The 25,629-nt window shown below is 73.9% G+C and carries 24 protein-coding genes and 3 tRNA genes; 11 read left to right on the top strand and 16 right to left on the bottom strand.

All coding sequences use genetic code 11. The features are described from left to right. Nucleotides 1-56 precede the first annotated feature (56 nt). The gene (locus tag ACIQTO_RS18655; RefSeq protein ID WP_402388830.1) at nucleotides 57-1,223 is read left to right on the top strand and encodes an RNA polymerase sigma factor; all 1,167 of its coding nucleotides are present in this window, start codon (nucleotides 57-59) and stop codon (nucleotides 1,221-1,223) included. Here the strand turns inward: ACIQTO_RS18655 and ACIQTO_RS18650 are convergent. From ACIQTO_RS18650 to ACIQTO_RS18635, 4 genes are all read right to left on the bottom strand, one after another. Then, a complete protein-coding gene (locus ACIQTO_RS18650; protein WP_402388827.1) occupies nucleotides 1,220-2,323 on the bottom strand; it encodes a DUF2690 domain-containing protein in 1,104 nt (367 codons plus the stop codon). The two genes, ACIQTO_RS18655 and ACIQTO_RS18650, sit on opposite strands and share 4 nt — an antisense overlap. A 423-nt stretch (nucleotides 2,324-2,746) precedes the next feature. Further along, entirely contained in the window at nucleotides 2,747-4,150 is a 1,404-nt protein-coding gene (locus ACIQTO_RS18645) for a glutamate decarboxylase (RefSeq protein ID WP_402388824.1), read from the bottom strand. 117 nt (nucleotides 4,151-4,267) lie between these two features. Next, nucleotides 4,268-5,701 (bottom strand): FGGY family carbohydrate kinase, encoded by a 1,434-nt coding sequence (locus ACIQTO_RS18640; protein ID WP_402388822.1) that lies wholly within the window; start codon nucleotides 5,699-5,701, stop codon nucleotides 4,268-4,270. A gap of 107 nt (nucleotides 5,702-5,808) precedes the next feature. Then, nucleotides 5,809-6,105, bottom strand: a complete 297-nt coding sequence (locus tag ACIQTO_RS18635) for a hypothetical protein (RefSeq protein WP_402389264.1) — start codon at nucleotides 6,103-6,105, stop codon at nucleotides 5,809-5,811. Between the two features lie 244 nt (nucleotides 6,106-6,349). Here ACIQTO_RS18635 and ACIQTO_RS18630 point away from each other — a divergent pair. Both ACIQTO_RS18630 and ACIQTO_RS18625 read left to right on the top strand, forming a co-directional pair. After that, nucleotides 6,350-6,422: transfer RNA gene (locus ACIQTO_RS18630), tRNA-Asn, on the top strand. A gap of 61 nt (nucleotides 6,423-6,483) precedes the next feature. Beyond that, nucleotides 6,484-6,556: transfer RNA gene (locus tag ACIQTO_RS18625), tRNA-Asn, on the top strand. 131 nt (nucleotides 6,557-6,687) lie between these two features. Here the strand turns inward: ACIQTO_RS18625 and ACIQTO_RS18620 are convergent. Continuing rightward, the gene (locus ACIQTO_RS18620; RefSeq protein WP_402388819.1) at nucleotides 6,688-7,434 is read right to left on the bottom strand and encodes a trypsin-like serine peptidase; all 747 of its coding nucleotides are present in this window, start codon (nucleotides 7,432-7,434) and stop codon (nucleotides 6,688-6,690) included. A gap of 104 nt (nucleotides 7,435-7,538) precedes the next feature. Continuing rightward, nucleotides 7,539-8,384: a trypsin-like serine peptidase gene (locus ACIQTO_RS18615; RefSeq protein WP_402388816.1), complete on the bottom strand. Its 846-nt coding sequence runs from the start codon at nucleotides 8,382-8,384 to the stop codon at nucleotides 7,539-7,541. 191 nt (nucleotides 8,385-8,575) lie between these two features. Here ACIQTO_RS18615 and ACIQTO_RS18610 point away from each other — a divergent pair. Together ACIQTO_RS18610 and ACIQTO_RS18605 are read left to right on the top strand one after the other, a co-directional pair. After that, nucleotides 8,576-8,649 (top strand) — tRNA-Ile (locus ACIQTO_RS18610). Nucleotides 8,650-8,873: 224 nt separating this feature from the next. Next, nucleotides 8,874-9,809: a 1-aminocyclopropane-1-carboxylate deaminase/D-cysteine desulfhydrase gene (locus tag ACIQTO_RS18605; RefSeq protein WP_402388813.1), complete on the top strand. Its 936-nt coding sequence runs from the start codon at nucleotides 8,874-8,876 to the stop codon at nucleotides 9,807-9,809. Between the two features lie 10 nt (nucleotides 9,810-9,819). On the opposite strand, the gene ACIQTO_RS18600 is transcribed toward ACIQTO_RS18605, so the two are convergent. Together ACIQTO_RS18600 and ACIQTO_RS18595 are read right to left on the bottom strand one after the other, a co-directional pair. Beyond that, nucleotides 9,820-11,346 (bottom strand): LCP family protein, encoded by a 1,527-nt coding sequence (locus ACIQTO_RS18600; RefSeq protein ID WP_402388811.1) that lies wholly within the window; start codon nucleotides 11,344-11,346, stop codon nucleotides 9,820-9,822. A gap of 156 nt (nucleotides 11,347-11,502) precedes the next feature. Continuing rightward, on the bottom strand, nucleotides 11,503-11,967 hold the full coding sequence (locus ACIQTO_RS18595) for a MarR family winged helix-turn-helix transcriptional regulator (protein ID WP_402388808.1): 465 nt from the start codon (nucleotides 11,965-11,967) through the stop codon (nucleotides 11,503-11,505). Between the two features lie 128 nt (nucleotides 11,968-12,095). Here ACIQTO_RS18595 and ACIQTO_RS18590 point away from each other — a divergent pair, with 128 nt between their 5' ends. Together ACIQTO_RS18590 and ACIQTO_RS18585 are read left to right on the top strand one after the other, a co-directional pair. Further along, a complete protein-coding gene (locus ACIQTO_RS18590; RefSeq protein WP_402388805.1) occupies nucleotides 12,096-13,121 on the top strand; it encodes an NADP-dependent oxidoreductase in 1,026 nt (341 codons plus the stop codon). Between the two features lie 351 nt (nucleotides 13,122-13,472). Next, a complete protein-coding gene (locus tag ACIQTO_RS18585) occupies nucleotides 13,473-13,967 on the top strand; it encodes a DUF3145 domain-containing protein (RefSeq protein ID WP_380571081.1) in 495 nt (164 codons plus the stop codon). A gap of 89 nt (nucleotides 13,968-14,056) precedes the next feature. On the opposite strand, the gene fabF is transcribed toward ACIQTO_RS18585, so the two are convergent. From fabF to ACIQTO_RS18560, 5 genes are all read right to left on the bottom strand, one after another. Continuing rightward, complete coding sequence (gene fabF, locus ACIQTO_RS18580; protein ID WP_402388802.1) at nucleotides 14,057-15,319, bottom strand: beta-ketoacyl-ACP synthase II; 1,263 nt, start codon at nucleotides 15,317-15,319, stop codon at nucleotides 14,057-14,059. 142 nt (nucleotides 15,320-15,461) lie between these two features. After that, nucleotides 15,462-15,704: an acyl carrier protein gene (locus ACIQTO_RS18575; RefSeq protein WP_360183576.1), complete on the bottom strand. Its 243-nt coding sequence runs from the start codon at nucleotides 15,702-15,704 to the stop codon at nucleotides 15,462-15,464. A gap of 80 nt (nucleotides 15,705-15,784) precedes the next feature. Next, a complete protein-coding gene (locus ACIQTO_RS18570) occupies nucleotides 15,785-16,816 on the bottom strand; it encodes a beta-ketoacyl-ACP synthase III (protein WP_402388799.1) in 1,032 nt (343 codons plus the stop codon). Further along, a complete protein-coding gene (locus ACIQTO_RS18565) occupies nucleotides 16,813-17,763 on the bottom strand; it encodes an ACP S-malonyltransferase (RefSeq protein ID WP_402388796.1) in 951 nt (316 codons plus the stop codon). Before ACIQTO_RS18565 ends, ACIQTO_RS18570 begins: the two co-directional genes overlap by 4 nt. A 90-nt stretch (nucleotides 17,764-17,853) precedes the next feature. Then, complete coding sequence (locus ACIQTO_RS18560; RefSeq protein WP_380571187.1) at nucleotides 17,854-19,050, bottom strand: PucR family transcriptional regulator; 1,197 nt, start codon at nucleotides 19,048-19,050, stop codon at nucleotides 17,854-17,856. A 299-nt stretch (nucleotides 19,051-19,349) separates the two neighbouring features. On the opposite strand from ACIQTO_RS18560, the gene ACIQTO_RS18555 reads away from it, so the two are divergent. Continuing rightward, nucleotides 19,350-20,126 (top strand): pirin family protein, encoded by a 777-nt coding sequence (locus tag ACIQTO_RS18555; RefSeq protein ID WP_402388793.1) that lies wholly within the window; start codon nucleotides 19,350-19,352, stop codon nucleotides 20,124-20,126. A 31-nt stretch (nucleotides 20,127-20,157) separates the two neighbouring features. On the opposite strand, the gene ACIQTO_RS18550 is transcribed toward ACIQTO_RS18555, so the two are convergent. Then, nucleotides 20,158-20,991, bottom strand: coding sequence for a serine hydrolase domain-containing protein (locus ACIQTO_RS18550; protein WP_402388791.1), 834 nt, complete (start codon nucleotides 20,989-20,991; stop codon nucleotides 20,158-20,160). A 121-nt stretch (nucleotides 20,992-21,112) separates the two neighbouring features. Here ACIQTO_RS18550 and ACIQTO_RS18545 point away from each other — a divergent pair, with 121 nt between their 5' ends. Both ACIQTO_RS18545 and ACIQTO_RS18540 read left to right on the top strand, forming a co-directional pair. Next, nucleotides 21,113-21,622 carry a MerR family transcriptional regulator gene (locus ACIQTO_RS18545; protein ID WP_402388788.1) on the top strand — a complete coding sequence of 170 codons (510 nt, stop codon included), beginning with the start codon at nucleotides 21,113-21,115 and terminating at the stop codon, nucleotides 21,620-21,622. Next, entirely contained in the window at nucleotides 21,619-22,632 is a 1,014-nt protein-coding gene (locus tag ACIQTO_RS18540; RefSeq protein WP_402388785.1) for an aldo/keto reductase, read from the top strand. Before ACIQTO_RS18545 ends, ACIQTO_RS18540 begins: the two co-directional genes overlap by 4 nt. A 67-nt stretch (nucleotides 22,633-22,699) precedes the next feature. Here the strand turns inward: ACIQTO_RS18540 and ACIQTO_RS18535 are convergent, their stop codons facing one another. Further along, on the bottom strand, nucleotides 22,700-23,278 hold the full coding sequence (locus tag ACIQTO_RS18535; RefSeq protein WP_402388783.1) for a TIGR03086 family metal-binding protein: 579 nt from the start codon (nucleotides 23,276-23,278) through the stop codon (nucleotides 22,700-22,702). 100 nt (nucleotides 23,279-23,378) lie between these two features. Here ACIQTO_RS18535 and ACIQTO_RS18530 point away from each other — a divergent pair, with 100 nt between their 5' ends. Further along, the gene (locus tag ACIQTO_RS18530) at nucleotides 23,379-24,365 is read left to right on the top strand and encodes a helix-turn-helix transcriptional regulator (RefSeq protein WP_402388780.1); all 987 of its coding nucleotides are present in this window, start codon (nucleotides 23,379-23,381) and stop codon (nucleotides 24,363-24,365) included. Nucleotides 24,366-24,386: 21 nt separating this feature from the next. On the opposite strand, the gene ACIQTO_RS18525 is transcribed toward ACIQTO_RS18530, so the two are convergent. After that, nucleotides 24,387-25,598: an alpha/beta hydrolase gene (locus ACIQTO_RS18525; protein ID WP_402388778.1), complete on the bottom strand. Its 1,212-nt coding sequence runs from the start codon at nucleotides 25,596-25,598 to the stop codon at nucleotides 24,387-24,389. Nucleotides 25,599-25,629: the final 31 nt, after the last annotated feature.

Genomic DNA, 25,629 nt, shown 5'->3' with positions numbered 1-25,629 from the left:
AGGGCGTTCCACCTCCGTCCAGCGCGGGTCCGCCAGAGTCGCGCCCGCCCCGAGGGATGCCCGTGGACCAAGGCCTTGCCGCGACCGCCCGCCCGACCACCGATCCGCTCGCCCCCCACGACGACGACCACGGCCGGACCGGGACACCGCCCGCCGACGGTGTCCGGGTGTCCGCGCGGGGCCTTCCGCCGGGCCGCCCCCGGGCCGGTGATCCGGACGCCGCCCCCGACGCCGCTGAGGGCCGGCGGACGGACGCCGGGACCGAACCGGACCTCGACGCCGACCGGGACCGCGGTCCCGCGGGCGGCACCGGCCCGGCGGCGGACCTCATCCGCCAGTACCTGCGCGAGATCGGCCGGATCCGCCTGCTGAACGCCGCCGAGGAGGTGGAGCTGGCCCGCCGGATCGAGGCCGGCCTCTTCGCCGAGGAGCGGCTGAACCGCGAGCCCCCGCCGCCCGACCCGCTGGCCGGGGAGCTGGACGCCCTGGTGGTGATCGGGCGGATCGCCAAACGGCGGCTGATCGAGGCCAACCTGCGGCTGGTGGTCTCGGTGGCCAAGCGGTACATCGGCCGCGGCCTCACCATGCTGGACCTGGTCCAGGAGGGCAATCTCGGCCTGATCCGGGCGGTGGAGAAGTTCGACTACGCCCGCGGCTACAAGTTCTCGACCTACGCGACGTGGTGGATCCGCCAGGCGATGAGCCGGGCACTGGCCGACCAGGCACGGACGATCCGGGTCCCGGTGCACGTGGTCGAGCTGATCAACCGGGTGATCCGGGTGCAGCGCGCGCTGCTCCAGGAGAGCGGGACCGAACCGGGCCCGGCCGACATCGCCGTCGCGCTGGAGCTGACCGAGGCGCGGGTGCGCGAGCTGCTCCGGCTCGCCCAGGAGCCGATCTCGCTGCACACCCCGGTCGGCGAGGAGGACGACGTCGCGCTCGGCGACCTGATCGAGGACGCGGACGCGGCCTCACCGGCCGAGTCCGCGACCTTCCTGCTGCTGCGCCAGCACCTGGAGGCGGTCCTGGCCACGCTCGGGGACCGCGAACGCCAGATCGTCCAGCTCCGCTACGGCCTGGACGACGGCCGTCCGCGCACCCTGGAGGAGATCGGCGCGCTGTTCGGCGTGACCAGGGAGCGGATCCGCCAGATCGAGTCCAAGACCCTGGTCAAGCTCCGGGAGCACGCCTTCGCCGAGCAGCTCCGGGGCTATCTCGACTAGCTGGGGGAGGCGGCGGGCGAGGGCGTGGGCGGGGGCGTGGACCCGGCGGGAGTGGTGGGAGCGGCCGGCGGAGAGGCGGGGCCGATCGGGATCGGGGTCGAGGCGACCACCTGGGCCAGCCCGGAGACGCCGCCCGTGCAGTCGTCCCCGGCCGGCGTGTGGCCGCAGACCCGGAAGGTGGCGGCCGGGTCCGCCGCGTTCACCATCGCCGAGTAGTTGTCGTACCCCCAGTGGATCAGCGCGGTCTCCGTCTCGCCGGCGCTGCTGGTGATGGTCGAGTAGTCGTCCGGCGCGCCCTCGGTGATGGCCGCCCAGGCCGCCTGGCACCGCTGGCTGTACCGGAGGTAGATCACCACCTTGCCGATGTTGCCGGTCAGCAGGGTCCGGGCGTCGGCACCGCAGCCGGTGGCCTTGGGGTCCTTGTGGGAGCAGCCCATCGCCTGGCAGGAGGGTGAGGCCGGGGCCGTCCGGGCGGTGGAGGTGGCCGTGCCGGTCACGGCGGGCTGCGCGGCGGCGGCCGGTTCGGTTCCGCCGCGGGAGTAGCGGACCCCGGCCAGCACCATCAGGACGGCCACCACGGCCGCGCAGCCGACCAGCGCCACCGGCCGGCGCCACCAGTGGACCGGCGTGCCGTCCGGTCCGCCCGGGTCCGCCGGCTCGCCGCCGTCCGGCTCCGGGGCGCCCGTCTCCGTGCCGTGCCGCCCGGGGGTCGGGTGCTCGGCGTCCGCCGGCTCCGTGCCGGCGGGCTCAGGGTCCGCCGGCGCCGTGTCCGCCGTCGGCTCCGCGTCCGCCGGGTCCGGCCCCGCCGCGTCCGGGCCGCCGCCCTCCGCGGCCGCCGCGGTCAGTTCCCAGAGGGCCCGCAGCGTGCGGCCGTCGCAGTCGACCGCCTTGACGAGGGCGTCGAGCGCCTGCTCGGTGATGACCCGCTTGCCGTTCAGCCAGCGCTCCCAGGAGGCCCGGCTGTAGTGGGTCCGGGAGGCGAGTTCGGACAACGAGAGCCCGGTCGCGTCCTTGACCGCACGGAGCTCCTCCGTCAGGCGCTTGGCCGGCACGGAGAGGTCGTCCGGCAGTTGCTTCCAGGCGGAGCCCATAACGGTCATTCCCAACATCGGAGGCGGCGGCGGGGGAGCGGGAGGGCCCGAGCGGGCTCCGGCCCGGGCCGTGGGGGCGTGTCCGCGTCTCCAACCTCATCGGCCTGTCGTCTCAAACACCAGGTCCTGGCGCTGAGACGGACGGAAGTGTCTCACAACCCCGGGTGACGCTCGAACATGTGCCTGCCCGTCATGCATGGTTCTCACACCGGTGCGTTTCGCGGTCCGGACGCTTCGTCCGGGCACCGTTTCCACGGCCGGTCCCTGACGTCCCGATCCCCCACCGGTTGGGACAGCCTCGCGGGGGGAGGCTGCCCCAACCGCAGGGACGCGCGGCGAGGGGAGGGCGCTTCGATGCGCCCTCCCCTCGCCGTGATCACGGTCCGCCGCCGGAACGGTTCCCTCCGGTTCCCCGCGGTGGTTGAGCGGGTGTCAGTGGTGGAAGGCCGTCCGCGCCGCCACACCGAACTCCTTGAGCGGCCGGGGCTGCTTGCGCAGCTCGGGCAGCAGCCGGGTGAGGTCGGAGAGCAGCAGGTCGGCCAGGTCCCGGGAGAATCCGTTGCGGCAGACCACCCGCAGCACCGAGAGGTCCTCCCGGTCGGCGGGGAAGGTGTACGCGGGCACCTGCCAGCCGCGCTCGCGCAGTCGCAGCGAGACGTCGAACACGTCGAACGTCACGTCGTCGGTGGTGGTGAAGGCGAAGACCGGCAGCTCGTCGCCCCGGGTCAGCAGCCGGAAGCAGCCGAGCGCCTCGATCTGCTCGGCCAGGTAGACCGCGACCTCGCGGCAGGCTCCCTGGACGGCCTGGAACCCGCTCCGGCCCAGCCGCAGGAAGGTGTAGTACTGCGCGACCACCTCCGCGCCGGGGCGGGAGAAGTTCAGCGCGAAGGTCGGCATCTCCCCGCCGAGGTAGTTGACCCGGAACACCAGCTCCTCGGGCAGTGCCTCGCGGTCCCGCCAGAGCGCCCAGCCGACGCCCGGGTAGACCAGGCCGTACTTGTGGCCGGAGGTGTTGATCGAGGCGACCCGCGGCTGCCGGAAGTCCCAGACCAGCTCGGGGTCGAGGAAGGGCGCGACCATGGCGCCGGAGGCGCCGTCGACATGGACCGGGATGTCCAGGCCGGTGCGCTGCTGCAGCGCGTCCAGGCCGCCGCAGAGCTCCGCCACCGGCTCGTAGGAGCCGTCGAAGGTCGAGCCGAGCACGGCCACCACACCGATGGTGTCCTCGTCGCAGAGCGCCACCGCCTCCTCGGCGCCGAGGTGGAAGCGCTCGCCCGACATCGGCACGGTGCGGGCCTCGACCTCCCAGAAGGTGCAGAACTTCTCCCAGCAGACCTGGACGTTGACGCCCATCACCAGGTTGGGGCGGGCGCCGGCCGCGTACCGGTCCGCGTTGCGCCGCATCCAGCGGCGCTTGAGGGCGAGACCGGCCAGCATGCAGGCCTCGCTGGAGCCGGTGGTGGAGCAGCCGACGGTGGTCTCCGGGTCGGCGGCGTGCCAGAGGTCGGCGAGGATCGCCACACAGCGCCGCTCCAGCTCGGCGGTCTGCGGGTACTCGTCCTTGTCGATCATGTTCTTGTCGAGGCACTCGGTCATCAGCCGGGTGGCCTGGACCTCCATCGACGTGGTGACGAAGGTCGCCAGGTTGAGCTTGGCGTTCCCGTCCAGCATCAGCTCGTCGTGGATCAGCTGGTACGCCGTGTCGGCCGCCACCGGGCCGTCGGAGAGCCGGTGCACCGGTGGGGCCAGCTCCATCGCGCTCAGCGGGTCGGCGGTGCCGACGAACGGATTGATGGCCAGCCGGCGATCGTCGCCGCTTCCCTTGTGCAGCGCCATGAGGTCCTGCCGCCCTTCGCTCCGGTGACCGCGTCGCCTCTCACGCTGCCACCGGCCACCGGGCCGCGCATCTCCACGGCGGCGCACCGCCCGGGCACCCCGGGGCGCCCGGGCGGCTCAGCCGGCCGTCTCCGGGTGGATCTGTTCGCGGGCGGACCGGTACTGCTGACGCACCGCCGAGCCGACCGGCAGGTCCTGCTCGGCGTCCGGCGTGACGGTGACGGCCTCCGGCAGCTCCCAGCGCGGTGGTTCGGGGGTGCCGGCCAGGGCCCAGGCGGCCTGCCGGGCCGCACCGCGGGCGGCATGGGCGCCCGGCGGCGGCACCACGACCGGGGTGCCGAACAGCTGCGGGGCGATCCGCCGCACGGCCGGCAGCCGCCCGGCGGCGCCCAGCAGGAAGACCCGCTTGACCGCGACGCCCCGGGCGCGCAGCACGTCCAGCGCGTCCGCGATGTTGCAGAGCATGCCCTCGACGGCGGCCCGGGCCAGGTGCTCGGGGGTCATCGACTCGGCCCGGAGCCCGGTCAGGGTGCCGGCCGCGTGGGGCAGCGCGGGCGTCCGCTCGCCGTCCAGGTAGGGCAGCAGCACCAGGCCGTACGCGCCGGGGGAGGAGCGCAGCGCCAGGTCGCTCAGGCCCTCCAGGTCGAGGCCGAGCAGCGCCGCGGTGGAGCGGAGCACCTGGGCGGCGTTCAGGGTGGCGACCATCGGCAGGTGGCGGCCGGTGGCGTCGGCGAAGGAGGAGACCAGCCCGGTGGCGTCCACCACGGCCTGCTCGTGCACGGCGAAGACCGTTCCGGAGCTGCCCAGTGAGACCACCGCGTCGCCGGTCCGCAGGCCCAGTCCGAGCGCGGCGGCCATGTTGTCACCGGTGCCGGCCGAGATCAGCAGGCCCTCGGGGGTGTGTCCGGCGGGTTCGGCGGGGCCGAGCACGTCGGGCAGCCGCAGCTCGTGGCCGAGCGCGAGCTCGACCAGGTCCTGCCGGTACTCGCCGGTGATCGGCGACCAGTAGCCGGTGCCGGAGGCGTCGCCCCGGTCGGTGGTGCGCCGTTTGGGGTGGCCGAGCAGCTGCCAGACCAGCCAGTCGTGCGGCAGCAGCACCTCGGCGACCCGGCGGGCGTTGGCCGGTTCGAACTCGGCCAGCCAGCGCAGCTTGGCGATGGTGTACGTGGGGCCGGGGACGGCGCCGATCGCGGCCGTCCAGGCCGCCGGCCCGCCGAGCGCGTCCAGCAGCGCGGCGGCGGCGCCGCTGGAGCGCGGGTCGTTCCAGAGGATCGCCGGCCGGACCAGGACGCCGCCGGCGTCCAGGCCGATCATGCCGTGCTGCTGCGCGCTGACGCCGATCGCCCGGACGCCCTCCAGCAGGCCGCCGGCGGCGGCGTCGCCCAGTGAGTGCAGCCAGACCTGCGGGTCGGCCTCACCGGCCCGCTGGTCCGGCCCCTCCGGCGTGGGGTGCGGTGCCTTGCCGGACCGCAGCACCGCGCCGGTCTCGCTGTCGCACGCGACGATCCGGGTGCGACCGGTCGAGCTGTCTATCCCCGCGACGATGGCCATGTCGAGATCATGCCTCAGCGTGCGTCCGGACGCGGCCGGGCCCGGTAAGTGTTGCTCGTTCGGTACCGCCCCGGAGTCACCCCGGCCGAACGCCCGTCACCACCCGGTCACGGGCGGAAGGTACCCCAGCTGTCGTCCTCGACCCGGGTGCGGTTGAAGTACGACACCCGGTCGGTGACGGCGTTCGGCAGCTTGTCGCCGACCTTGTCCGCGACGGCGCCGGCCGCCTTCCCGGCCACCGCGCCGGCCTGCTGCTTGGCCTTGTCGGCGGCGCCCTGCACCTTGGGGTTCCGGGCGACCTGCCGGGTGACCTTGGCGATCTGTTCGTACCGCTGGCGACCGGCCCGCGAGCCCAGGACGTAGCCCGCCGCGAGTCCGACGATCAACGACAGCTTCCACATGATCGGATTCCACCCTCTCCTGGCGGCCATTGCCGCAATGCCCTACCCGTCCCTCGGGGCGGCGAACCGCCCGCGCCCCCAGCATCCCCGGGTGCCGCGCCGGGCGCGCGCGGGGCACGCCGGGCAGGGGTGCCCCGCGGCGGCCGGGGGAAAGCGATTGGCGGACCACCCCCCCGAGTGCGCTAATGTATGTCCCGCAGCGAGCGCCGAGGAGCCCGGGGAACCGGGGGCCGAAGCGGAAGCTCGTTCCCCCATAGCTCAATTGGCAGAGCAGCCGACTGTTAATCGGCAGGTTATTGGTTCGAGTCCAATTGGGGGAGCTCAGGTGGCGGGCCCTCGGGCCGGCCGTCCTGGCCGTGGTGCGACTGTGGTCCACCGCGATCCCGCATAGCTCAATTGGCAGAGCAGCCGACTGTTAATCGGCAGGTTATTGGTTCGAGTCCAATTGCGGGAGCTGCACCGGGTCCGCCCGGTGACTGCTCAGAGCGAAGGCCCCCCGGTCAACCGGGGGGCCTTCGTGTTTCCCGGGCCACCGCCCGTCCGCCGGGCTCCTTCCGGGCCGGCGGACGGGTCGGGTACGGCGGGTCAGGCGGTGGCCTGTTGGTAGAGCTCGGTCACCCGGTCGTCGAAGGTGATGCTGTACGAGGTGCCGGGCGTCTCGCCGCCCTCCTGGTAGCCGCCGATCACACCGACCACCACCCCGGCCCCGGTCACCCACGGGCTCCCGCTGGTGCCGTCGGTGTAGCCGCCGCAGTCGAAGCGCTCCTGGGTCGGGGTCTGTGAGCGGGTATGAGCCGAACAGGTGATCGGTTCATCGCGTTCATTGGGATAGCCGGTCACCGAGACGGCGAGGCCGAAGCCCTGGTCGGTGCCGAGCGGGTTCCCGCCGACCGCGTCCTCGACCTCCCGGCCGCCGGCCGGCCGCACCGTGACGAACGCCACGTCGTACTCCGGGTCGCCGTCGGAGGCCCAGCGCGGGTCCACGGTGATCGACTGGACCGGCCAGCTCCCGTAGGGCGAGTACCCGTTGCGGTAGCCGGGGGTGAACACCAGGCCGTCCAGCAGACCGATCCGGTGGCTCTGCACGCAGTGCGCGGCGGTCACCAGCAGATTGCGCCCCGGGCTCCGCACCACGCTCGCGGTACAGGCCCGGGGGCCCTGCGGGGTGTGGACCGAGAGGGTGCCGATCCGGTCGCCCACCGTGCTCTGCGGCGCCACCTCGGCGGTCGGCGCCCGGTCGCTCCCGCCGCAGGCGGTGCCGACGGCGAGCAGCAGGGCCGCCAGCGCGGCCGCCTGGGCCGCACGCGCGGGCCGTACCGGGCGGGAGGGCATCCGGGGCTCCGTCTCGTCCTCGGGGCGGGCACTGCGGGTCGTGCGGTCCGCCGTTCGTGAGGAAGATCTACCAGGCCGGGCCCGGCGACGCCAGCCCGGCCCGGTCAGCCCGTGGCCCGGTCGTAGAGGGCCTGCGCGCGGTCGCCGAAGTAACTGCTGTACGAGGTGTCGGGGCTGTCGCCGCCCTCCTGGTAGCCGCCGATCACGCCGACCACGGTGCCGGTGCGGGTCTCCGGGTCGAAGTCGGTCACCCAGGGGCTGCCGCTGGTGCCGCCGGTCCAGTCCGGGCAGTCGATCCGCAGCTGGGTGGGACTCTGCTCGGAGGTGGTGTTGCTGCAGGTGATCGGGACGTCGCTGGTGCCGGGGTAGCCGGTGACCTTCACCGGCAGCCGGTAGCCGCGGTCGACGCCCAGCCGGTTGGCGCCGAGCACCTGCTGCACCTGCCGGCCGCCCTGCGACTGGACCACCGCGAAGGCCACGTCCACGTCCGGGTCGGCGCCGTCCTTCCACGCCTGGTCGACGGTGACGGCCAGCAGGGGCCAGACACCGCTCGGGGTCTCGCCGTCCCGGTAGCCGGGCACGAAGACCAGGTCGCCGCGTTGGCCGAGCTTCGGGTCCCAGACGCAGTGCGCGGCCGTGACGATCAGATTGAGCCCGGCGCTGTCGACCACGCTGGCGGTGCAGAAGTGGTCGCCGTCCGCGTTGCGCGTGAACACGGCGCCGACCAGGCCGTTGAGCACGGTGGGCTTGGCGGTGCGGGTGACGCCGGTGTGCCGGGCGAGCGCGCCGCGCAGCCGCTCCCGGCTCCAGCCGTGGGTGTCGGTGCTGCCCGAGGCGGGGTGGGAGCTCACCGTCGGGGCGCCGCCGCCGGGACCCGCCGCGGTGGTGCAGCCCGCGGCCGCCAGCACCACCAGCGCGGCGCCGACCGCCGCCAGCTCACGTACCGTCATCCGCCCAGGCTCCCGGGGCCGCCGGGGGCCCGCCAGCGGGGCTGCGCCGGCCGGGGAGGCGGATATCGGAGCGCACCCCATGTGCGCCCCCGGCGCGCACCACGGGTGATCGACCGGCTATGCTGCCCGGGACGGCCTTCCGGGGCCGTCTGCTGCTGCCGCGACCGGGTCACCGGCGCGCGCGGCGAACCGGGGCGGTAGCTCAGCCGGTTAGAGCAGGGGACTCATAATCCCTTGGTCGTGGGTTCGAGTCCCACCCGCCCCACCTTTCGCCCGTACGACCGGGCTTGACCAGGTGTGGTCATCTGCACGAACTCTAGTGACCGCCGACTGCGGCGACCGTACCGACAGGCCGGGAATCACCCGAATAGGGCCGCACCGGGGGTGCGTTGACGTCCCCCCGCCGGAGCCGCCCGCTGTCGTCCGCGGTGGGCCCGCCCCGGGGCCGGCCGGGCCGGGGTGGTGCCGTCGGCTCCGTATCCTGGCCCGATGCTCGAACCCGCACTGCTGCCGACCCCGCTGACGGACTGCGCCGACGAGACGCTGGCACGGGCCGGAGTGGAGCTGCGGCTCAAGCGCGACGACCTGCTGCACCCCGCGGTGCCGGGCAACAAGTGGCGCAAGCTCGCGCCCAACCTGGCGGCGGCGGTCGAGCGGGGCCACACCCGGCTGCTGACCTTCGGCGGGGCCTACTCCACCCACCTGAGGGCGGTCGCGGTGGCCGCCGGAGCGCTCGGACTGGAGAGCGTCGGGCTGGTCCGGGGCGACGAGCTGGCCGGCGCCCCGCGCAACTGGTCGCTGCGGGCGGCCGAGGCGGCGGGGATGCGGCTGGAGTTCCTGTCCCGGTCGGCGTACCGGGAGACGGCCGGCGGCTGGGCCGCCGACGCCGGGGTCGAGGCCGCCCTGCAGCGGCGCTGGGGCCCCTGTCTGGTGCTGCCGGAGGGCGGCTCCAACGCCTTGGCGGCGATCGGCGCGGCGGCCGTCCCGGCGGAGCTGCCCGACCTCGGCGAGCGGGACGTGGTCTGCTGCCCGGTCGGCACCGGCGGCACCCTCGCCGGTATCGCGGCCGGCCTGCCGCCGGGCGCGCGGGCGCTCGGTGTGGCGGTGCTGCGCGGCGGAGCCGGGTACCTGGAGGGTGAGGTCGGCCGGCTGCACCGGGCCGCGTACGGCCGTGAGTTCGACAACTGGCGGATCGACCACGACCACCACGGCGGCGGCTACGGCAAGGTGCCGGCCGCGCTCGCCGCCTTCGCCGAGGGATTCGAACGGCGCCACGGGATCGCGCTGGAGCACCGTTACGTCGCCAAGCTGCTCGCCGCCCTGACGGACCTGGCCGCCGCCGGTGCCTTCCCGGCGGGCACCCGGCTGACCGCGGTGGTCACCGGGCTGCCCGACCCGCCGCGGGGTGGCCCGGACCGGGGCTGACGCGGTACCGCTAGCCGAAGGTCAGGTTGTTGCAGGGGTCGGTGTCGGCCCCGCGGGAGTTCTCGGCGATGCCGGTCGGGACACCGCTGGGTGCGGCCGTCGTGCCCGTCGTCGGACCGGTCGTCGGACCGGTCGTCGGACCGGCGGCGTCGAGACCGGTGGCCGCCACCGGGTGGTAGTCGCGGCCCAGCGTGACGATGATCCCCCCGGCGCCCGGCTCCTCGACCGAGCGGGCCTGCGGGAAGAGCAGCGCCAGCTGGTCGGCGGCGGTCTTGAAGGCCGGGTCGTACGCGATCTCGGTCCGCAGCCGGCTGCCGCTGGTGGCGTCCAGGGTGACGTTCTGGAAGCCCTGGGCGCGGACCGTCGCCGCGCCCTTCCCGGCGAGCCCGGGGGTGCCGACGCCGTTGACCAGGGTGATCGGTACGGCGGCCTGCTCGGGGGAGAGCGTGGTGGGCGAGGCGCCAAAGGCGGCGGGCGAGGAGGCCGCGGGGGACGGCGGGGCGCCGCCCTGGTCCACCGCGCCGGTGCTCTGGCCGTCCAGCGTGCGGTCCTCCCGCAGCAGCTTCCAGAGGGTGTCCACGTCCGGGTGGACCAGGGCGACCCGCTCGCCGGAGAAGCGCCACGGGGTGGTGACGAAGGTGATGTCGGCGAGCTTGATGCCCTGCAGCGACTGGGTGAAGTCCACCAGCTTCATCGCGGTGCCGAGGCCCTCGTCCACGGTGAGCGAGCGGGTGGCGGCGTCGGCCAGCGGGAGCAGGGTCGGCAGCGAGAAGCCGAGCCCCTGGATCTTGCTGATCATCGAGGAGAGGAAGGCCTGCTGGCGCTTCATCCGGCCGATGTCGGAGTTGTCGCCGAAGCCGTACCGCGCCCGCAGGTAGTCCACCGCGGGCTGCCCGGAGAGCTTCTGCAAGCCCTTCCTGAGCTTGATGTTGTGCGAGTTCACGTCATTGGGGACGCAGACGTCCACGCCGTTGATGGCCTCGGTCATCGCGGCGACGCCCTTGAAGTCGACCACGATGGTGTGGTCTATTCGCAGGCCGGTGAGCGCCTCGACGGTGTTCTGCGTGCAGGCCGGGTTCCCCTGGGGGAACTCGCCTATGGTGAACGCCGAGTTGAACATCTGGTTGGTCCGGGGCTCCGTCCACCTGCCGCTGGGCAGCTTGCAGGACGGGATGGTCACCAGCGCGTCGCGCGGGATCGAGACGCCGACGGCGTGCTTGTGGTCCGCGTAGACGTGCAGCAGGATCGCGGTGTCCGAGTGGCCGACGCCCTCCTCGCCGCCGCCGAGGTCGGCGTTGCCGTCGTCCCGGGTGTCCGAGCCGAGCACCAGGACGTTGACCGGCACGGAGGCGCCCGGGGTGACCGGGACGGGCGCCGGGGGGCGCTCGGTGGCGACGCCGCCCGCGTCGAAGGTGGTGATGTTGCTGTCCAGCCGGTGGTAGAACCAGGCACCGGCCCCCGCGACGGACAGCACCAGAACCGCCGCGAGCCCCACGGCGGTCCGTACGATCCGCCGCCGGCGCGTGCTGCTGCTCATCGTCCCGGCCCCCCGCCTTCTGGTGTCGTTCCCGCGCGCACCGGCCCCGGGAGGGCTGGTGCAAAGTCTCGAACTTTAGACGATTCGGCGGAGTGTTCGGTTACAGCCGATGGCGGGCCAATTCGGCCGGATCGGCCGCTGGGCCTGTGATGCTGCTCACGCCCCGGGGCCGGAGGCGCCCGCCAGCATCCGGCGGAGCAGGTCGCGCAGGGCCGTCCGTTCCTCCGGGCCGAGCGCGGCGAGCGGTTCCCGGGCGAAGTTCAGCGACTCGCGCAGCTCCTCGGAGGCGGCCGAGCCGGTCTCGGTGGCGGCGACCAGCTTGACCCGGCGGTCCTGCCGGTCGGCCTCCCTGGTCACGAAGCCGCGCGACTCCAGGCGGTCGACGATGCCCGTGATGTTGGAGGGCTCACAGCTGAGCGTCTGGGCGATGTGGCGCATCGGCATCGGTCCGCGCCGCAGCAGGGCGAGGACCTTGGCCTGGGCGCCGGTGAGTGAGCGGGCGGCGGCGGCCTCTTCGTACTCGCGATGGAAGAGCGCGACCAGATTGGCCATCAGGTCGACGACCTCACGGGTGATCTCGTCGGGCTGCTGCGTGGCGGCCCCGGTCGGCTGGGTGTCCATGGGTGACAGTCTACCTGAACAGTTGACAACATGAACCTTTCATGTCCATCGTTACTTCAGTCGCTCAACCTTTCAGGTCGGGCGGTATGACCCGGGGGACCACCCAGAAACCGCAAGGAGCACCACCGATGGCAGAGCAGGAAGCGCCCGCCACCGCCCGCGAATGGCACCTCGCCGCCCGTCCGCAGGGCTGGCCGGTCCCGACGGACTTCGCCCTGGTCGAGGCGCCGGTCCGCGCCCCGGGCCCCGGCGAGATCCTGGTGCGCAACGCCTATCTCTCGGTCGACCCCTACATGCGCGGCCGGATGAACGACGTGAAGTCGTACGCCCCGCCGTTCGCCCTCGGCGAGGCGATGGACGGCGGCGCGGTCGGCTACGTGGTCGCCTCCGCGGCCGACGGCTTCGCCCCGGGCGACGCCGTGCTGCACGGTCTGGGCTGGCGCGAGTACGCGACCGTGCCCGCCGAGCGCGCGGTGAAGGTCGACCCGGCCGCCGCGCCGCTGTCCGCCTACCTCGGCGTGCTCGGGATGACCGGCCTGACCGCCTACGCGGGCCTGCTGGCGGTCGGCGGCCTCAAGGAGGGCGACCGGGTGTTCGTCTCCGGCGCGGCCGGCGCCGTGGGCACGATGGTCGGCCAGATCGCCCGGCTCAAGGGCGCCTCGCTGGTGGTCGGTTCGGCCGGTTCGGCGGAGAAGGTCGCCAAGCTGGTCGACGAGTACGGCTTCGACGCCGCGTTCAACTACAAGGACGCGCCGGTCCACGAGCAGCTCGCCAAGGCCGCCCCGGACGGCGTCGACCTCTACTTCGACAACGTCGGCGGTGATCACCTGGAGGCCGCGATCGGCGCGCTGGGCGTGCACGGCCGGGCGGTGCTCTGCGGCGCGATCGCCCAGTACAACGACACCACCGCCCCGGCCGGCCCGCGCAACCTGGCGCAGGCGATCGGCAAGCGGCTTCGTCTGGAGGGCATGCTGGTGCGCGACCACGCGGCCCTGCAGCCGCAGTTCGTCGCCGAGGTCGGCGGCTGGCTGCGGGACGGGCGGCTGCGCCACGAGGAGACCGTGGTGGACGGTTTCGAGAACACCGCGGCGGCCTTCCTGGACCTGCTGCGCGGCGCCAACACCGGCAAGATGGTGGTCCGTCTGAACGGCTGACGCCCTGTCGGCCCGCCGCCCCGCCGCCCCTCCCGGGCGCGGGGCGGTTTGCGTACCGGGCGCAGGGGATCGGGTCGCACTACCGCATTCCGGCCCGATCCGAAAGTGCGTCATCCATCGTGCGGGGCGGCGCGGTACGGTGGTCCCGCCTCACGATGGGGCCGTTCGGGGGAGAGATCCCACCGAGGGGTGGACCTCGTTGGGGATTCGATTAGCATTGAGCGAAAGCCTGTCCGTTTTGCTCAATTTAGTGGCTTAATGTCGGCTAACGTGGGTAACTGTGGATCAACTACAGGCGCGAACGCGAGGCAGCTGGGGAAGGCGACCCTCGTCCACAGCCTGGAGGTCCCGGTGACGACACGTGGAGTCCTGTACGTCCACTCCGCGCCCCGCGCGCTGTGCCCGCACGTCGAGTGGGCCGTCGCGGGGGTGCTCGGTGTGCGGGTGAGTCTGGACTGGATCCGCCAGCCGGCCGCGCCCGGGCACTGGCGGGCCGAGCTCTCCTGGCAGGGAGAACCCGGCACGGCCTCGAAGCTCGCCTCCGCGCTGCGCGGCTGGCAGTTGATGCGGTACGAAGTCACCAGCGAGCCCTGCGCCACGGCGGAGGGCGAGCGGTACAGCAGCACGCCCGCGCTCGGCATCTTCCACGCCGTCACGGGCATCCACGGCGACATCCTGATCCCCGAGGACCGGCTCCGGGCCGTCCTGCTGCGGGCCCGCAGCGAGGGCGCCGACCTGGAGGCGGAGATCTCCCGGCTGCTCGGCAAGCCCTGGGACGACGAGCTGGAGCCCTTCCGCTACGCCGGCGAGGGCGCCCCGGTGCGCTGGCTGCACCAGGTGGTCTGAGCCGGCCGGGCGGGCGGCCCGGCGCAGCACGAAGGGGCCCGCGCTCCGTACGAGCGCGGGCCCCTTCGTCATGAACTGCGGAGCGGACCTCAGACGGTGCGGAAGGCCAGCACCACGTTGTGGCCGCCGAAGCCGAACGAGTTGTTCAGCGCCGCGATCCGGCCCTCGGGCAGCTTGCGCGGCTCGTCCCGGACGATGTCCGCGTCCACGTCGTCGTCCAGCTCGCCGACGTTGATGGTCGGCGGGGCGATCCGGTTGTACAGGGCCAGCACGGTGGCGACGGTCTCGATGCCGCCGGCGCCGCCCAGCAGGTGGCCGGTCATCGACTTGGTGGCCGAGACGGCGATGTGGTCGAGGTGCTCGCCGAGCTCCTTGCGCAGCGCCTTCAGCTCGGCCGTGTCACCCTGCGGGGTCGAGGTGGCGTGCGCGTTGACGTGCACGATCTCGGCCTTGTCCAGCGGGTTGCGGTCGAACAGGTCGGCCAGCGCGCGGGCCACCCCGGCCCCGGTCGGCTCGGGCTGGGCGATGTGGTGGGCGTCCGAGGACAGGCCCTGGCCCACCGCCTCGCAGTAGATCCGGGCGCCGCGCGCCTCGGCGTGCTCGACCGACTCCAGCACGACCACGCCGGCGCCCTCGCCGAGCACGAAGCCGTCGCGGCCCTTGTCGTACGGGCGCGAGGCGCTCTCGGGGTTCTCGTTGTTCTTGGACATCGCCATCATGTTGGCGAAGGCCGCGATCGGCAGCGGGTGGATCGCCGCCTCGGTGCCACCGGCCACCACGACGTCGGCGCGGCCGGAGCGGATCATCTCGATCGCGTAGCCGATCGCCTCGGCGCCGGAGGCGCAGGCGGAGACGGGGGTGTGCACGCCCGCGCGGGCGCCGACCTCCAGGCCGACGTTGGCCGCCGGGGAGTTGGGCATCAGCATCGGGACGGTGTGCGGGGAGACCTTGCGGGCGCCCTTGTCCTTCAGCACGTCGTACTGGTCGAGCAGGGTGGTGACACCGCCGATGCCCGAGGCGATCACGGCGCCCAGGCGCTCCGGCGCGAGCTTGGAGGATTCGTCGGTGGCGGGGGTCTCGTAGCCGGCGTCGGCCCACGCCTCGCGGGCCGCGATCAGCGCGAACTGCGCCGAGCGGTCCAGCCGGCGGGCCAGCGGACGGGGGAGGATCTCGCCCGGCTCGACCGCGGTGCGCGCGGCGATCCGGACGGGCAGCTCGGCGGCCCACTCCTCGGTCAGGGCAGCCACTCCGGAGCGCCCGGCGACCAGGTTCTCCCAGGTGGTGGCGGCGTCGCCGCCCAGCGGCGTGAAGGCGCCGATACCCGTGACGACCACGGTACGGTTTTCAGTCACTGGAATGTCTTCTCTCACGTTTTGTGCGGGGTTCGGCGGCGAGCCGTGGATGGCCCGGCCGGGCGCCCGGTGGGGCGGCCCGGCCGGCGTGTCGGCCGGCTGCGGGAGCCGGCCGACGTCAGGCGTCGAACGAGTCGAACGCTCAGGCGTTGGCGAGGATGTAGTCCACCGCGTCGCCGACGGTCTTCAGGTTCTTGACCTCGTCGTCCGGGATCTTCACGTCGAAGCGCTCCTCGGCGGCCACGACGACCTCGACCATGGACAGCGAGTCGACGTCCAGGTCATCGGTGAAGGACTTGTCGAGCTCGACGTCCTCGGTCGGGATGCCGGCGATCTCGTTGACGATCTCAGCGAGACCTTCCAGGACCTCGTCCTTGGTAGCCATACTGGCTGCTCCTCTTCGGTGTTGATTGCGGCCGCCCGGCGGACGGACGCAGGCTTGCGGATGGGCGGGGCGAAAGTTGCCTAGGGGAGCGTAACGACTGCTGCCGCGTAGACCAGACCCGCCCCGAACCCGATGATCAGCGCGAGGTCACCACTGCGGGCCTCGCCGCTCTCCAGCATGCGTTCCATCGCCAGCGGGATGGAGGCCGCGGAGGTGTTGCCGGTCTCGGTGATGTCGCGGGCGACGGGCACCGATTCGGGCAGCTTGAGCGCCTTGATCATGGCATCCGTGATGCGCATGTTGGCCTGGTGCGGGATGAACGCGCCGAGCTGGTCGGCGGTGATCCCGGCGGCGTCGAGCGCCTGCTGGGCCACCTTGGCCATCTCCCAGACCGCCCAGCGGAAGACCGACTGGCCCTCCATGCGCAGGGCCGGCCACTTGAGCGCCTCGCCGACGCCGTTGACGGCGTCCTCCTTGGCGAAGGCGGTGTCCCAGGCCTGGGTCTGCGAGATGACGTCCTTCTGGGAGCCGTCCGAGCCCCAGACGACCTTGCCGATGCCCGGGGTGTCGGACGGGCCGACGATCGCGGCGCCGGCGCCGTCGCCGAAGATGAAGGCGGTCGAGCGGTCCGACTGGTCGGTCAGGTCGCTGAGCCGCTCCACGCCGATCACCAGGACGTACCCGGCGCTGCCGCCGCGGATCATCCCGTCGGCCAGGCTCAGGCCGTAGCCGAAGCCGGCGCAGGCGGCCGAGATGTCGAAGGCCGGGGCGGTGCCGCAGCCCAGCCGCTCGGCGATCTCGGTGGCGATCGCCGGGGTCTGCTTGAGGTGCGAGACGGTCGCGACGATCACGCCGTCGATCTGGTCGGGGCTGATCCCGGCCTGCGCGATGGCCTTGCCGGCGGCCTGCACCGACATCTCGGCGACGGTCTCCTCCGGGCCGGCCCAGCGGCGCTCGGCGATCCCGCTGCGGGTCCGGATCCACTCGTCCGAGGAGTCGATCCAGTTCAGCACCTCGGCGTTCGGGATCACCCGGACCGGGCGGTAACCGCCGACGCCCTGGATGCGCGAGTACCGGGCGCCGGTGACGGGCTTGATCTGAGGCTGGGTCATGCCGTGATCTCCTGCTCCTGACCGCCGTGCTCCGCGACGAGCTCACGGGCCCTGTCCAGATCGGCGGGGGTCTTGAGGGCAAGCGTCGCCACACCCTTGAGGTTGCGCTTGACCAGTCCGGTGAGGGTACCCGCAGGGGCGAGCTCGATGACCGCGGTCGCGCCCAGCTGCCGCAGGGTCTCCATGCAGAGGTCCCAGCGGACCGGGTTGGAGACCTGCGAGACCAGGCGGTCCAGCACCTCGGTGCCGGCCGTCACGACCTCGCCGTCCCGGTTGGAGACGTACGCGACCTTCGGGTCCGCGACCTCCAGCGTCGGGGCCAGCTTGGCCAGGCGCTCGACACCGGGCGCCATGTGCTCGGTGTGGAACGCGCCGGCGACCTTGAGTCCGATCAGCCGGGAGACGGGCGGCGGGTCGGCCTTCAGGGCCTCCAACTGGGCCAGCGTGCCGGCCGCGACGATCTGACCGCCGCCGTTGTTGTTGGCCGCGGTCAGGCCGTGCTCCGCCAGCTTGGCGGCGACGGTCTCCGGGTCCCCGCCGAGGACGGCGAGCATGCCGGTCTCGGTGGCCGCGGCGGCCTCGGCCATCGCCAGGCTGCGCTCACGGACGAAGGTCAGCGCGTCGTGGGCGGACAGCACGCCGGCGCCGGCGGCGGCGGTGATCTCGCCGACGCTGTGGCCGGCCACGGCGCCGACCAGCGCACGGGCGCGGTCCTCGTCCGGGAACAGCGCGCGGGCGGTCACCAGGCCGGCGGCGACCAGCAGCGGCTGGGCGACGGCGGTGTCCTTGATCTCCTCGGCGGACGCCTCGGTGCCGGCGTGCACCAGGTCGAGCCCGGCGACCTCCGACCAGCCGCGCAGGCGGTCGGTGACACCGTCGAGCTCCAGCCAGGGGCTGAGGAAACCGGGGGACTGGGCACCCTGTCCAGGGGCGACGATTACGAGCACGGTTCAACCCTCTCTCGCCAGGCGCCCGGGGGCGGGTAGGCGACGGTAACGAAGAAAAGCATCCGGGATTGTCAGATCCCTACATCGGGGTCAACTCTGCTCCCCGGCCGCGGCGAGTCGGCCCAGCGCCAGTGCGATACGCAGCGTGAAGGCCGAACGTACATCGGAGGGAGCGTAGCCCGTGACGTCTGTCACACGTCGGAGCCGGTAGCGCACCGTGTTGGGGTGAACGAAGAGCATCCGGGCGGCTCCCTCCAGGGAGGAGGCCTGCTCCAGATAGACACTCAAGGTCTCCAACAGTGCCGAACCGGCCTCGTCGAGTGGTGTGTAGATCTCCTCCACCAGCTGACGGCGGGCCGCCTGGTCCCCGGCGAGCGCCCGCTCGGGCAGCAGGTCGTCGGCCAGCGCCGGGCGCGGGGCGTCCGGCCAGGCGGCGCAGGCCCGCAGGCCGGCGGCGGCGGCGTGCGCCGAGCGGGTCGCCGACAGCAGGTCGGGGACGGTCGGGCCGACCACCACCGGGCCCGGCGCGAACTGGCCGATCAGGGCCCGGGCCGCGTGCACCGGTTCCTTCTCGCCGCCGACCACCACCACCAGGCGCTTGCCCAGCACCCCGGTCAGGACGTGCAGTTTGGCGTAGCGGGCGGCCCGCCGGATCGCCTCCACCACCAGTTCGCTGTCGCCGTCCGGGGCACTGCCCATCACCACCCGGACCTGGCTCGGCTGGCCCCAGCCGAGCGCGGCGGCCCGCGAGAGCACCCCCTCGTCGGCGTCGCCGGAGAGCAGCGAGTTGACGACCAGTGCCTCCAGCCGGGCGTCCCAGGCCCCGCGCGCCTCGGCGGCCTGGGCGTACACCTGGGCGGTGGCGAAGGCGATCTCCCGGGCGTAGACCAGGACCGACTCGCGCATGTCCGCCTCGTCGCCGGGGGAGGCCACCTCCTCGATGGCCTCCTCCATCACCTCGATGGTGGTGCGGATCAGTTCGACGGTCTGGCGCAGCGTGATCGCCCGGGTCAGCTCGCGCGGCGCGGTGCCGAAGACGTCGGTGGAGATCGCCTGCGGGGCGTCCGGGTGGCGGTACCACTCGGTGAAGGCGGCGATGCCGGCCTGGGCGACCAGGCCGATCCAGGAGCGGTGCTCCGGCGGCATCCGCCGGTACCAGCCGAGCTGGTCGTCCATCCGCGCGATCGCGGCGGTGGCCAGCTTGCCCGAGGACTTCTCCAGCCGCTTGAGCGTCGCGACCCGCCGTTCGGCCCGCTCGGCGGAGAGTCTGCGCTCCTGCGCGGTCAGGCGTGGCGCCGCCCGGCCGGGCCGGTCCCGGCCGGAGCCGGGCGTCGGGCCCTTCCCGTTCTTGTCGGGCTTGGCGGTCGGATCGTTCTTGGAGTTCGCGGAGGCGGCTGGCACAAGGACAAGACTGCCTCACCGGAGTGACTGCTCGTGCACGCCCCCCGGCGGAGCGGCACGGTGGCGACCGTCACACCCGGCGGCCGGAGGGGCCGGCCGCGGGGACCTCCGGCGCGGGTGCGGGCGGCCGCCCCGGGGGCCGCCGCACCCCGGAGCGGACCTCGGTCCGCGCTACCGTGGGGCCCGTGACCGACGCTCCCGCCCGCCCCCGCGCCGACCTGCGCCGCACCGCCGAGCGCTACCGCTCCACCCCGGCCGAGGGCATCGAGACCAGACACGCGTTCTCCTTCGCGGGCCACTACGACCCGAAGAACACCCACTTCGGCGCGCTGCTCGCCTGCAACGAGGAACTGCTCGCGCCCGGGGCGGGGTTCGAGGAGCACAAGCACCGGGACACCGAGATCCTCACCTGGGTCCTGGAGGGCGCGCTGGCGCACCGGGACTCCCGGGGCCACAGCGGGGTGGTCCGCCCCGGCATGCTCCAGTACCTGGGCGCGGGCTCCGGGGTCACCCACACCGAGCGCAACGTCGGCGGCGCCGACGGGCCGGTCCGCTTCGTCCAGATGTGGCTCCAGCCGGACGTGTTCGACGCGCCCCCGGTGTACGGGCTGCGCCGGGTGGAACCGGCGGACGGCGGGTTGACGCTGCTCGCCTCCGGGCTGGAGCGGGACGCCGGGTCGGACGCCCTGCGGCTGCGCCGGAGTGACGCCGCGCTCTGGCTGGTGGCCGCCGACCCCTGGCAGCCGCTGCCCCGGCTCCCCGCCGCCGCCTGGCGGTACGCGCATCTGACGGCCGGTTCGCTGGGCTACCGGACGGTGCCGGGTCCGCAGGGCGGCGGCCGCTCGATGGCGCCCGGCGACAGTGTCCGGATCACCGGCGAGGCCTTCGCCGACCCGACGGCCGGCGCGGACGGCGCCCGCCTGCTGCTCTGGGAGATGCACTCGCCGGTCTCGTACGGCTGAGGGCGGGCCCCGGGCGGCCCGCCCGCCGGGCTCAGCCGCGCAGTTCGGCCAGGACCGCGTCGCCCAGGACCGGCCAGACCTCGGCGGCCCACGGCCCGAAGTCCCGGTCGGTGAGCGCGACGCAGGCCACCCCGGCCTCCGGGTCCACCCAGAGGAAGGTGCCGGACTGGCCGAAGTGGCCGAAGGTGGCGGGGGAGTTGGTGGTGCCCGTCCAGTGCGGCGCCTTGCCGTCCCGGATCTCGAAGCCGAGGCCCCAGTCGTTCGGCCGGCGGTGGCCGAAGCCGGGCAGCACACCGCCCGTCCCGGGGAAGGCGACCTCGCGGGTGGCCGCGCGCAGGGTGCTCGGGTCCAGCAGCTTGGGCGACTGCAGCTCGGCCGCGAACAGCGCGAGGTCCGCCGCGGTGGAGAGGCCGCCGGCGCCGGCGGGGGACTTGTGGGCGGTGTTGATCAGCGTCGCGTTCATCCCGAGCGGCTCGAACACGGCCTCGGCGGCGTAGCGGCCGAACTCGATGCCCGAGGCCTGCTGGAGGGTCTGCGCCAGCACGTCGAAGCCGGCGTTGGAGTAGAGCCGGCGGTTGCCCGGCTCGGCCATCACCCGGTGTTCGTCGAAGGCCAGGCCCGAGGTGTGCGCCAGCAGGTGGCGGACGGTCGAGCCGGCCGGCCCGGCCGGGTCGTCCAGCTCGAAGACGCCCTCCTCGACCGCGACCAGGACGGCGTAGGAGGTGAGCAGCTTGGTCACCGACGCCAGCGGGAACAGGTGCTGCCGCGGGCCGTGCCCGCCCAGGACCGCGCCGTCCGCGCCCCGCACCACCACCGCCGCGGCGTTGGGCACCGGCCAGGTCTCGATCATCCGCAAGCTCTCCATGGCGCCGACTCTAACGGGCGGCCGGATCCCGGTGCCGGGAGTACCCGGATGGCAGGCTTGCTTGGAGTGCACTCCAACTCACTAGCGTCGTCGTCACCGCGAACCACTGGGGGTACCGATCATGGCAACGCTCGCACCGATCCACGTCGACCTGCGGACCTGCTCCGACGTCTTCAACACGCCGGTCGGCGAGCCGGACCGGACCCCTCGGCACACCATCAGCGAGGTGGCGGCGGCCAGCGGACTGACCGCCCACACCCTGCGCTGGTACGAGCGGATCGGTCTGCTCGACCCGGTCGACCGCTCCGCCTCCGGCCAGCGCCGCTACCGCGACGCCGACCTGCACCGGCTGGCCTTCCTCGGCCGGCTGCGGCTGACCGGCATGACCGTCGCCGACATGCTCCGGTACGTGGAGCTGGCCCGCCGGGGCGAGCGGACCATGGAGGACCGGCGCGACCTGCTGCTCGCCCACCGCGAGGAGGTCCGGCAGCGGATCGCCGACCTGCACGCCACCCTCGCCGTCATCGACTACAAGATCGACCTGTACGCCGGGAAGATCGCCGACCGCGACGACCCGGCGGACGGCGGCGACCCGGTGGACGGCCCGCAGAGAAGGAAGCAGAGCGCATGACCCACCCCGCCCTCCCCACCGTCCGGCTCGGCCGGGACGGACCGGTCGTCGGCGCCCAGGGCCTCGGCTGCATGGGCATGAGCGAGTTCTACGGCCCGACCGACACCGCCGAGGCACTCGCCACCCTGGACGCCGCCCTGGAGGCAGGTGTCACCTTCCTCGACACCGCCGACCAGTACGGCGCCGGCCGCAACGAGGAGTTGATCGGCCCCTTCGTCCGCGCCCACCGGGACCGGGTGGTCCTCGCCACCAAGTTCGGCGTCGAGCGCCGGGCGGACGACCCGGCCTACCGGGGTGTCCGCAACGACCCGGCGTACATCCGGGCCGCGGTGGACGGCTCGCTGCGCCGCCTCGGGCTGGACGTGATCGACGTCTACTACATGCACCGGCGGGACCCGGCGGTGCCGATCGCCGAGTCGGTCGGCGCGATGGCCGCCTTGGTGGCGGCGGGCAAGGTGCGGTACCTCGGTCTCTCCGAGGTGACCGGGGCCGAGCTGCGGGAGGCCTGCGCGGTGCATCCGATCGCCGCCCTGCAGTCCGAGTGGTCGGTCTTCGCCCGGGACGTCGAGCGTTCGGCGGTCGCGGCCGCCGCCGAGCTGGGCGTCGCCTTCGTGCCGTACTCCCCGCTCGGGCGCGGCTTCCTGACCGGTTCGTTCGCCGCGGCGGAGGAGCTGACCGCGGACGACGCCCGCCGGACCCAGCCGCGGTTCAGCGGCGCCAACGCGGTGGCCAACGGGGCCCTGGTCGAGCCGCTGCGGGAGATCGCGGCGGCGCGCGGGGCCACCGCCGCGCAGGTGGCGCTGGCCTGGGCGCACCAGCGGGCCGAGGTGCACGGCCTGACGGTCGTGCCGATCCCGGGGACCCGCAGGCGCGAACGGCTGGCCGAGAACACCGCCGCCGTGACGCTGCGGCTCACCGCCGAGGAGCTGGCCGTGCTGGAGCCGGTCGCCGGCCGGGTGGTGGGCGACCGCTACCCGGACATGGCGTTCACCTCGGTCGGCCGCGAGTAGCCGCGAAACGCCGGACCGGCCGTGGGCGGGCCGCCGGGAGGGGGCGCCCCCTCCCGGCGGCGGGGGCTCAGACCTCGCGGCCCAGCCAGGCCGCCAGCCGGGTGTAGGCGTCGGCACCGGCCGGCGCGGGCCGCACCGCGCCGAACGGGACCGGACCGCCGCGGTGCTCGGGATCCAGCACGGCCTCGGCGATCGACAGCGCGGTCAGCGCCAGCCGCTCGTCCAGCGCGAGGCGGCTGCCGAGGGCCTGCGCGATGTCCCAGGAGTGGGTGACCGCCTCCATGACGTAGCCGCCCAGCGCGGCCCGGCCGGGCACCTCGCCCCAGGGCGCGACGGCCGGCCGGTCCAGCTTCGCGTCGTCCGCCCAGGCGGCGACGGCCCGGGCGCGGGCCCGGCCGAGGGCGGCCGGCCAGGCGTCGTCGGCCAGTTCGTCGGTGGCCGCCACGACGTCCTCGGCGCGGCCGCCCTCGCCGATGTAGGCGAGCCGGTGTACGCCGCCGACCACGTGGCTGAGCAGCTGCCGCAGGTCGTACGCGGTGCACGGGGTGGGGCGTCCGAGCGCCTCCGGGGTCACCTCGGCGATCAGCTTCTCCAGCTGTCCGAGCGCGAGCAGGTACAGCGGGCGGGGGTCCTGGGTGGTGTCCATGCGGATTCGGCTCCATCGACGCGTAGGTGTTCGGCTTTCAGGAGGCAATCTCCCGGTAAAACCTGACAACCGGCGTCATGATTTTTGGAATCCTCCTCCCATGAAGGCCGACCGTCTGCTCTCGATCCTGTTGTTGCTCCAGACCCGCGGCCAGGTGTCCGCCACCGAACTGGCCGAACGCCTGGAGGTGTCGGTCCGCACCATCTACCGCGACGTCGAGGCGCTCTCCTCGGCCGGCGTCCCGGTCTACACCGAACGCGGCCGGCACGGCGGGATCGCCCTGCTGCCCGGTTACCGCACCGACGTCAGCGGGCTGACCGCCGACGAGGCCCGCGCCCTGTTCGTCCTCTCCGCCCAGGGCGCGCACAGCGACCTCGGGCTGGACGGCGCGCTCGGTTCGGCCCTGCGCAAGGTGATGGCCGCGCTGCCCGCCCCGCACCGCCCGGCCGCCGAGCGGATCAGCGAGCGCGTCCTGGTGGACCCGGCCCGCTGGCTCCAGGCCGGCGCACCGGCCGGGCCGGACCTCGGCGAGCTGCAGTACGCCGTGTTCGCCGACCGCCGGCTGCGGCTGCGCTACCGGCACAGCGGCACGCCGGCCCCGGTCGAGTACACCGTCGACCCGTACGGCCTGGTCAGCAAGGCCGCCGTCTGGTACCTGGTGGCCGATCTGCGGGGCGAGCCCCGGCTGTTCCGGGCCGACCGGGTGCTGGTGGCCGAGACCACCGAGGAGCCGGTGCGCCGCCGCCCGGGGCTGGGGCTCGGCGAGGTCTGGGCGGTGCTGCGCGAGCAGGTCGAGCGGCTGCCGAAGGAGGTGCCGGTGAAGGTCCGGGTGCGGCGCGGGCGGCTGGACCTGTTCGTCCGGATCCACGGCGGCCGGCTCACCGTGACGCCGCCCGAGTCGGGTGCCGGGGCCCCGGAGGAGTGGGTCGAGCTCGCGATGGGCTTCCAGGCCCTGCCGGCCGTCCGCGCGCTGCTCTCCTTCGGTCCGGACGCCGAGGTGCTCTCGCCGCCGGCCGCCCGGCGGGAACTGGCCCGGGCCGCCGCCGAAGCCCTCCGGCTGTACCAGGACCAGGGCCCGTCGCACTGACCCGGGCGGACCGCGGCGGGCTCAGGCCTCGGGGGTGGGCCGGACCACGTCCTCGTAGTGGCCGAGCGAGATGGCCGCGAAGTTGTGCAGGCTGTCGGTGCCCTCGGTGAAGTAGCCGTTGTGGCCGGAGGAACGGGCCGAGGAGATCTGCTCGGCGCCGAACTCCGCCGAGGTCGGGTCGGCGCCGTGACCGAGCCCGCCCACCTCCAGGTACGGCACGTTGCCGATCCAGTCGCTGCCGTTGCGGGTGGCCCAGACGTGCACGCCGGTGCCCAGCTCGGCGGTGCTCTGCACGCCCATGCCGGGGCTGCCGAACACCATCAGGTCGGTGACTCCGGAGGTGTCGGACGGCGAGGTGGCCGCCCGGGGGATCTCGGGGGCGGCGTTGCCGCAGACCACCGAGCCGTAGGAGTGGCAGAGCAGCGACGGCGGCACGTCCGGCCGGGTGGTCTCCTTGAGGCCGGCGAGCAGCCGCTCCAGCCGGGGCGCGCCGACGTCGGCGAGCCGGGAGGTGACGGCGTCCGGGCCGAGACCGGAGGGCGTGACGTAGCCGGTCCAGGCGATCACCGCGGTCCGGGTGCCGGCCGACTGCCGCCGTTCCTCGGCGTACAGCGCGCGGGCCATCCCGGCGGGGGAGCGCAGCGGCTCGGCCGTCTGGTCGAAGTGGCCGAGGTCGGCGTCGGATCCGGGCACGAGGACGGAGATCCGGTCGGCGTCCGCGAGGTCGCCCCAGACCTCGGTGACCAGGCCGCGACCGCGCGGGTCGAAGGCGAGCACCTGGCGCTCGGGGGCGAGCAGGTGCTCGACGTCGTTGGCGCGGGAGACGGCGAGCGCGCGCAGGTCGGAGTCCAGCTTCGGGTCGGCGGCGCGGGCCCGGGCCCGGTCCCGCTCGGCGGCGAGGGCGATCCGGTTGGCGCGGTAGCGCAGCTCGACCGGGGCTCCGTCGAAGTTGCCGACCACCAGGGGGTAGTCCTGGATCAGCCGGTCCAGCTCGGTGGGCGCCAGCGAGGCGAAGAACTCGGCGGCGGAGGCCGGCGTCGTGCTGCCCGGGTCGGGCAGGGTACGGCCGAAGGAGTGGTCCTCGACCCACGCGGCGCTGCCGGCCGGTGGCGTGGAGATCGCCAGCTGCTCGGTGGAGGCGGCGGCCTGGGCCGCGGCGGCGCCGGCATCGGCGAGCACGGCGCACCCCGCGAAGGCACCGATCAGAACACGCTTCCACCGCCGACGGCGCATCGCGTCAACTCCCTAGGGGCCCGTGACCGTT

It is taken from the genome of Kitasatospora sp. NPDC091207 (genome assembly GCF_044768625.1).
In the GTDB taxonomy this organism is placed as follows: domain Bacteria; phylum Actinomycetota; class Actinomycetes; order Streptomycetales; family Streptomycetaceae; genus Kitasatospora.
This window is presented reverse-complemented; position numbering and strand designations above follow the sequence as displayed.

What these genes read in the sequence shown, in the direction of transcription:
- ACIQTO_RS18575 (WP_360183576.1), bottom strand. Translation starts at nt 15,704, where the DNA reads ATGGCTACCAAGGACGAGGTCCTGGAAGGTCTCGCTGAGATCGTCAAC.
- ACIQTO_RS18650 (WP_402388827.1), bottom strand. Translation starts at nt 2,323, where the DNA reads ATGACCGTTATGGGCTCCGCCTGGAAGCAACTGCCGGACGACCTCTCC.
- ACIQTO_RS18655 (WP_402388830.1), top strand. Translation starts at nt 57, where the DNA reads ATGCCCGTGGACCAAGGCCTTGCCGCGACCGCCCGCCCGACCACCGAT.
- ACIQTO_RS18615 (WP_402388816.1), bottom strand. Translation starts at nt 8,384, where the DNA reads ATGACGGTACGTGAGCTGGCGGCGGTCGGCGCCGCGCTGGTGGTGCTG.
- ACIQTO_RS18595 (WP_402388808.1), bottom strand. Translation starts at nt 11,967, where the DNA reads ATGGACACCCAGCCGACCGGGGCCGCCACGCAGCAGCCCGACGAGATC.
- ACIQTO_RS18550 (WP_402388791.1), bottom strand. Translation starts at nt 20,991, where the DNA reads ATGGAGAGCTTGCGGATGATCGAGACCTGGCCGGTGCCCAACGCCGCG.
- ACIQTO_RS18535 (WP_402388783.1), bottom strand. Translation starts at nt 23,278, where the DNA reads ATGGACACCACCCAGGACCCCCGCCCGCTGTACCTGCTCGCGCTCGGA.
- ACIQTO_RS18640 (WP_402388822.1), bottom strand. Translation starts at nt 5,701, where the DNA reads ATGGCCATCGTCGCGGGGATAGACAGCTCGACCGGTCGCACCCGGATC.
- ACIQTO_RS18620 (WP_402388819.1), bottom strand. Translation starts at nt 7,434, where the DNA reads ATGCCCTCCCGCCCGGTACGGCCCGCGCGTGCGGCCCAGGCGGCCGCG.
- ACIQTO_RS18530 (WP_402388780.1), top strand. Translation starts at nt 23,379, where the DNA reads ATGAAGGCCGACCGTCTGCTCTCGATCCTGTTGTTGCTCCAGACCCGC.
- ACIQTO_RS18590 (WP_402388805.1), top strand. Translation starts at nt 12,096, where the DNA reads ATGGCAGAGCAGGAAGCGCCCGCCACCGCCCGCGAATGGCACCTCGCC.
- ACIQTO_RS18570 (WP_402388799.1), bottom strand. Translation starts at nt 16,816, where the DNA reads ATGACCCAGCCTCAGATCAAGCCCGTCACCGGCGCCCGGTACTCGCGC.
- ACIQTO_RS18605 (WP_402388813.1), top strand. Translation starts at nt 8,874, where the DNA reads ATGCTCGAACCCGCACTGCTGCCGACCCCGCTGACGGACTGCGCCGAC.
- ACIQTO_RS18525 (WP_402388778.1), bottom strand. Translation starts at nt 25,598, where the DNA reads ATGCGCCGTCGGCGGTGGAAGCGTGTTCTGATCGGTGCCTTCGCGGGG.
- ACIQTO_RS18540 (WP_402388785.1), top strand. Translation starts at nt 21,619, where the DNA reads ATGACCCACCCCGCCCTCCCCACCGTCCGGCTCGGCCGGGACGGACCG.
- ACIQTO_RS18600 (WP_402388811.1), bottom strand. Translation starts at nt 11,346, where the DNA reads ATGAGCAGCAGCACGCGCCGGCGGCGGATCGTACGGACCGCCGTGGGG.
- ACIQTO_RS18545 (WP_402388788.1), top strand. Translation starts at nt 21,113, where the DNA reads ATGGCAACGCTCGCACCGATCCACGTCGACCTGCGGACCTGCTCCGAC.
- ACIQTO_RS18645 (WP_402388824.1), bottom strand. Translation starts at nt 4,150, where the DNA reads ATGGCGCTGCACAAGGGAAGCGGCGACGATCGCCGGCTGGCCATCAAT.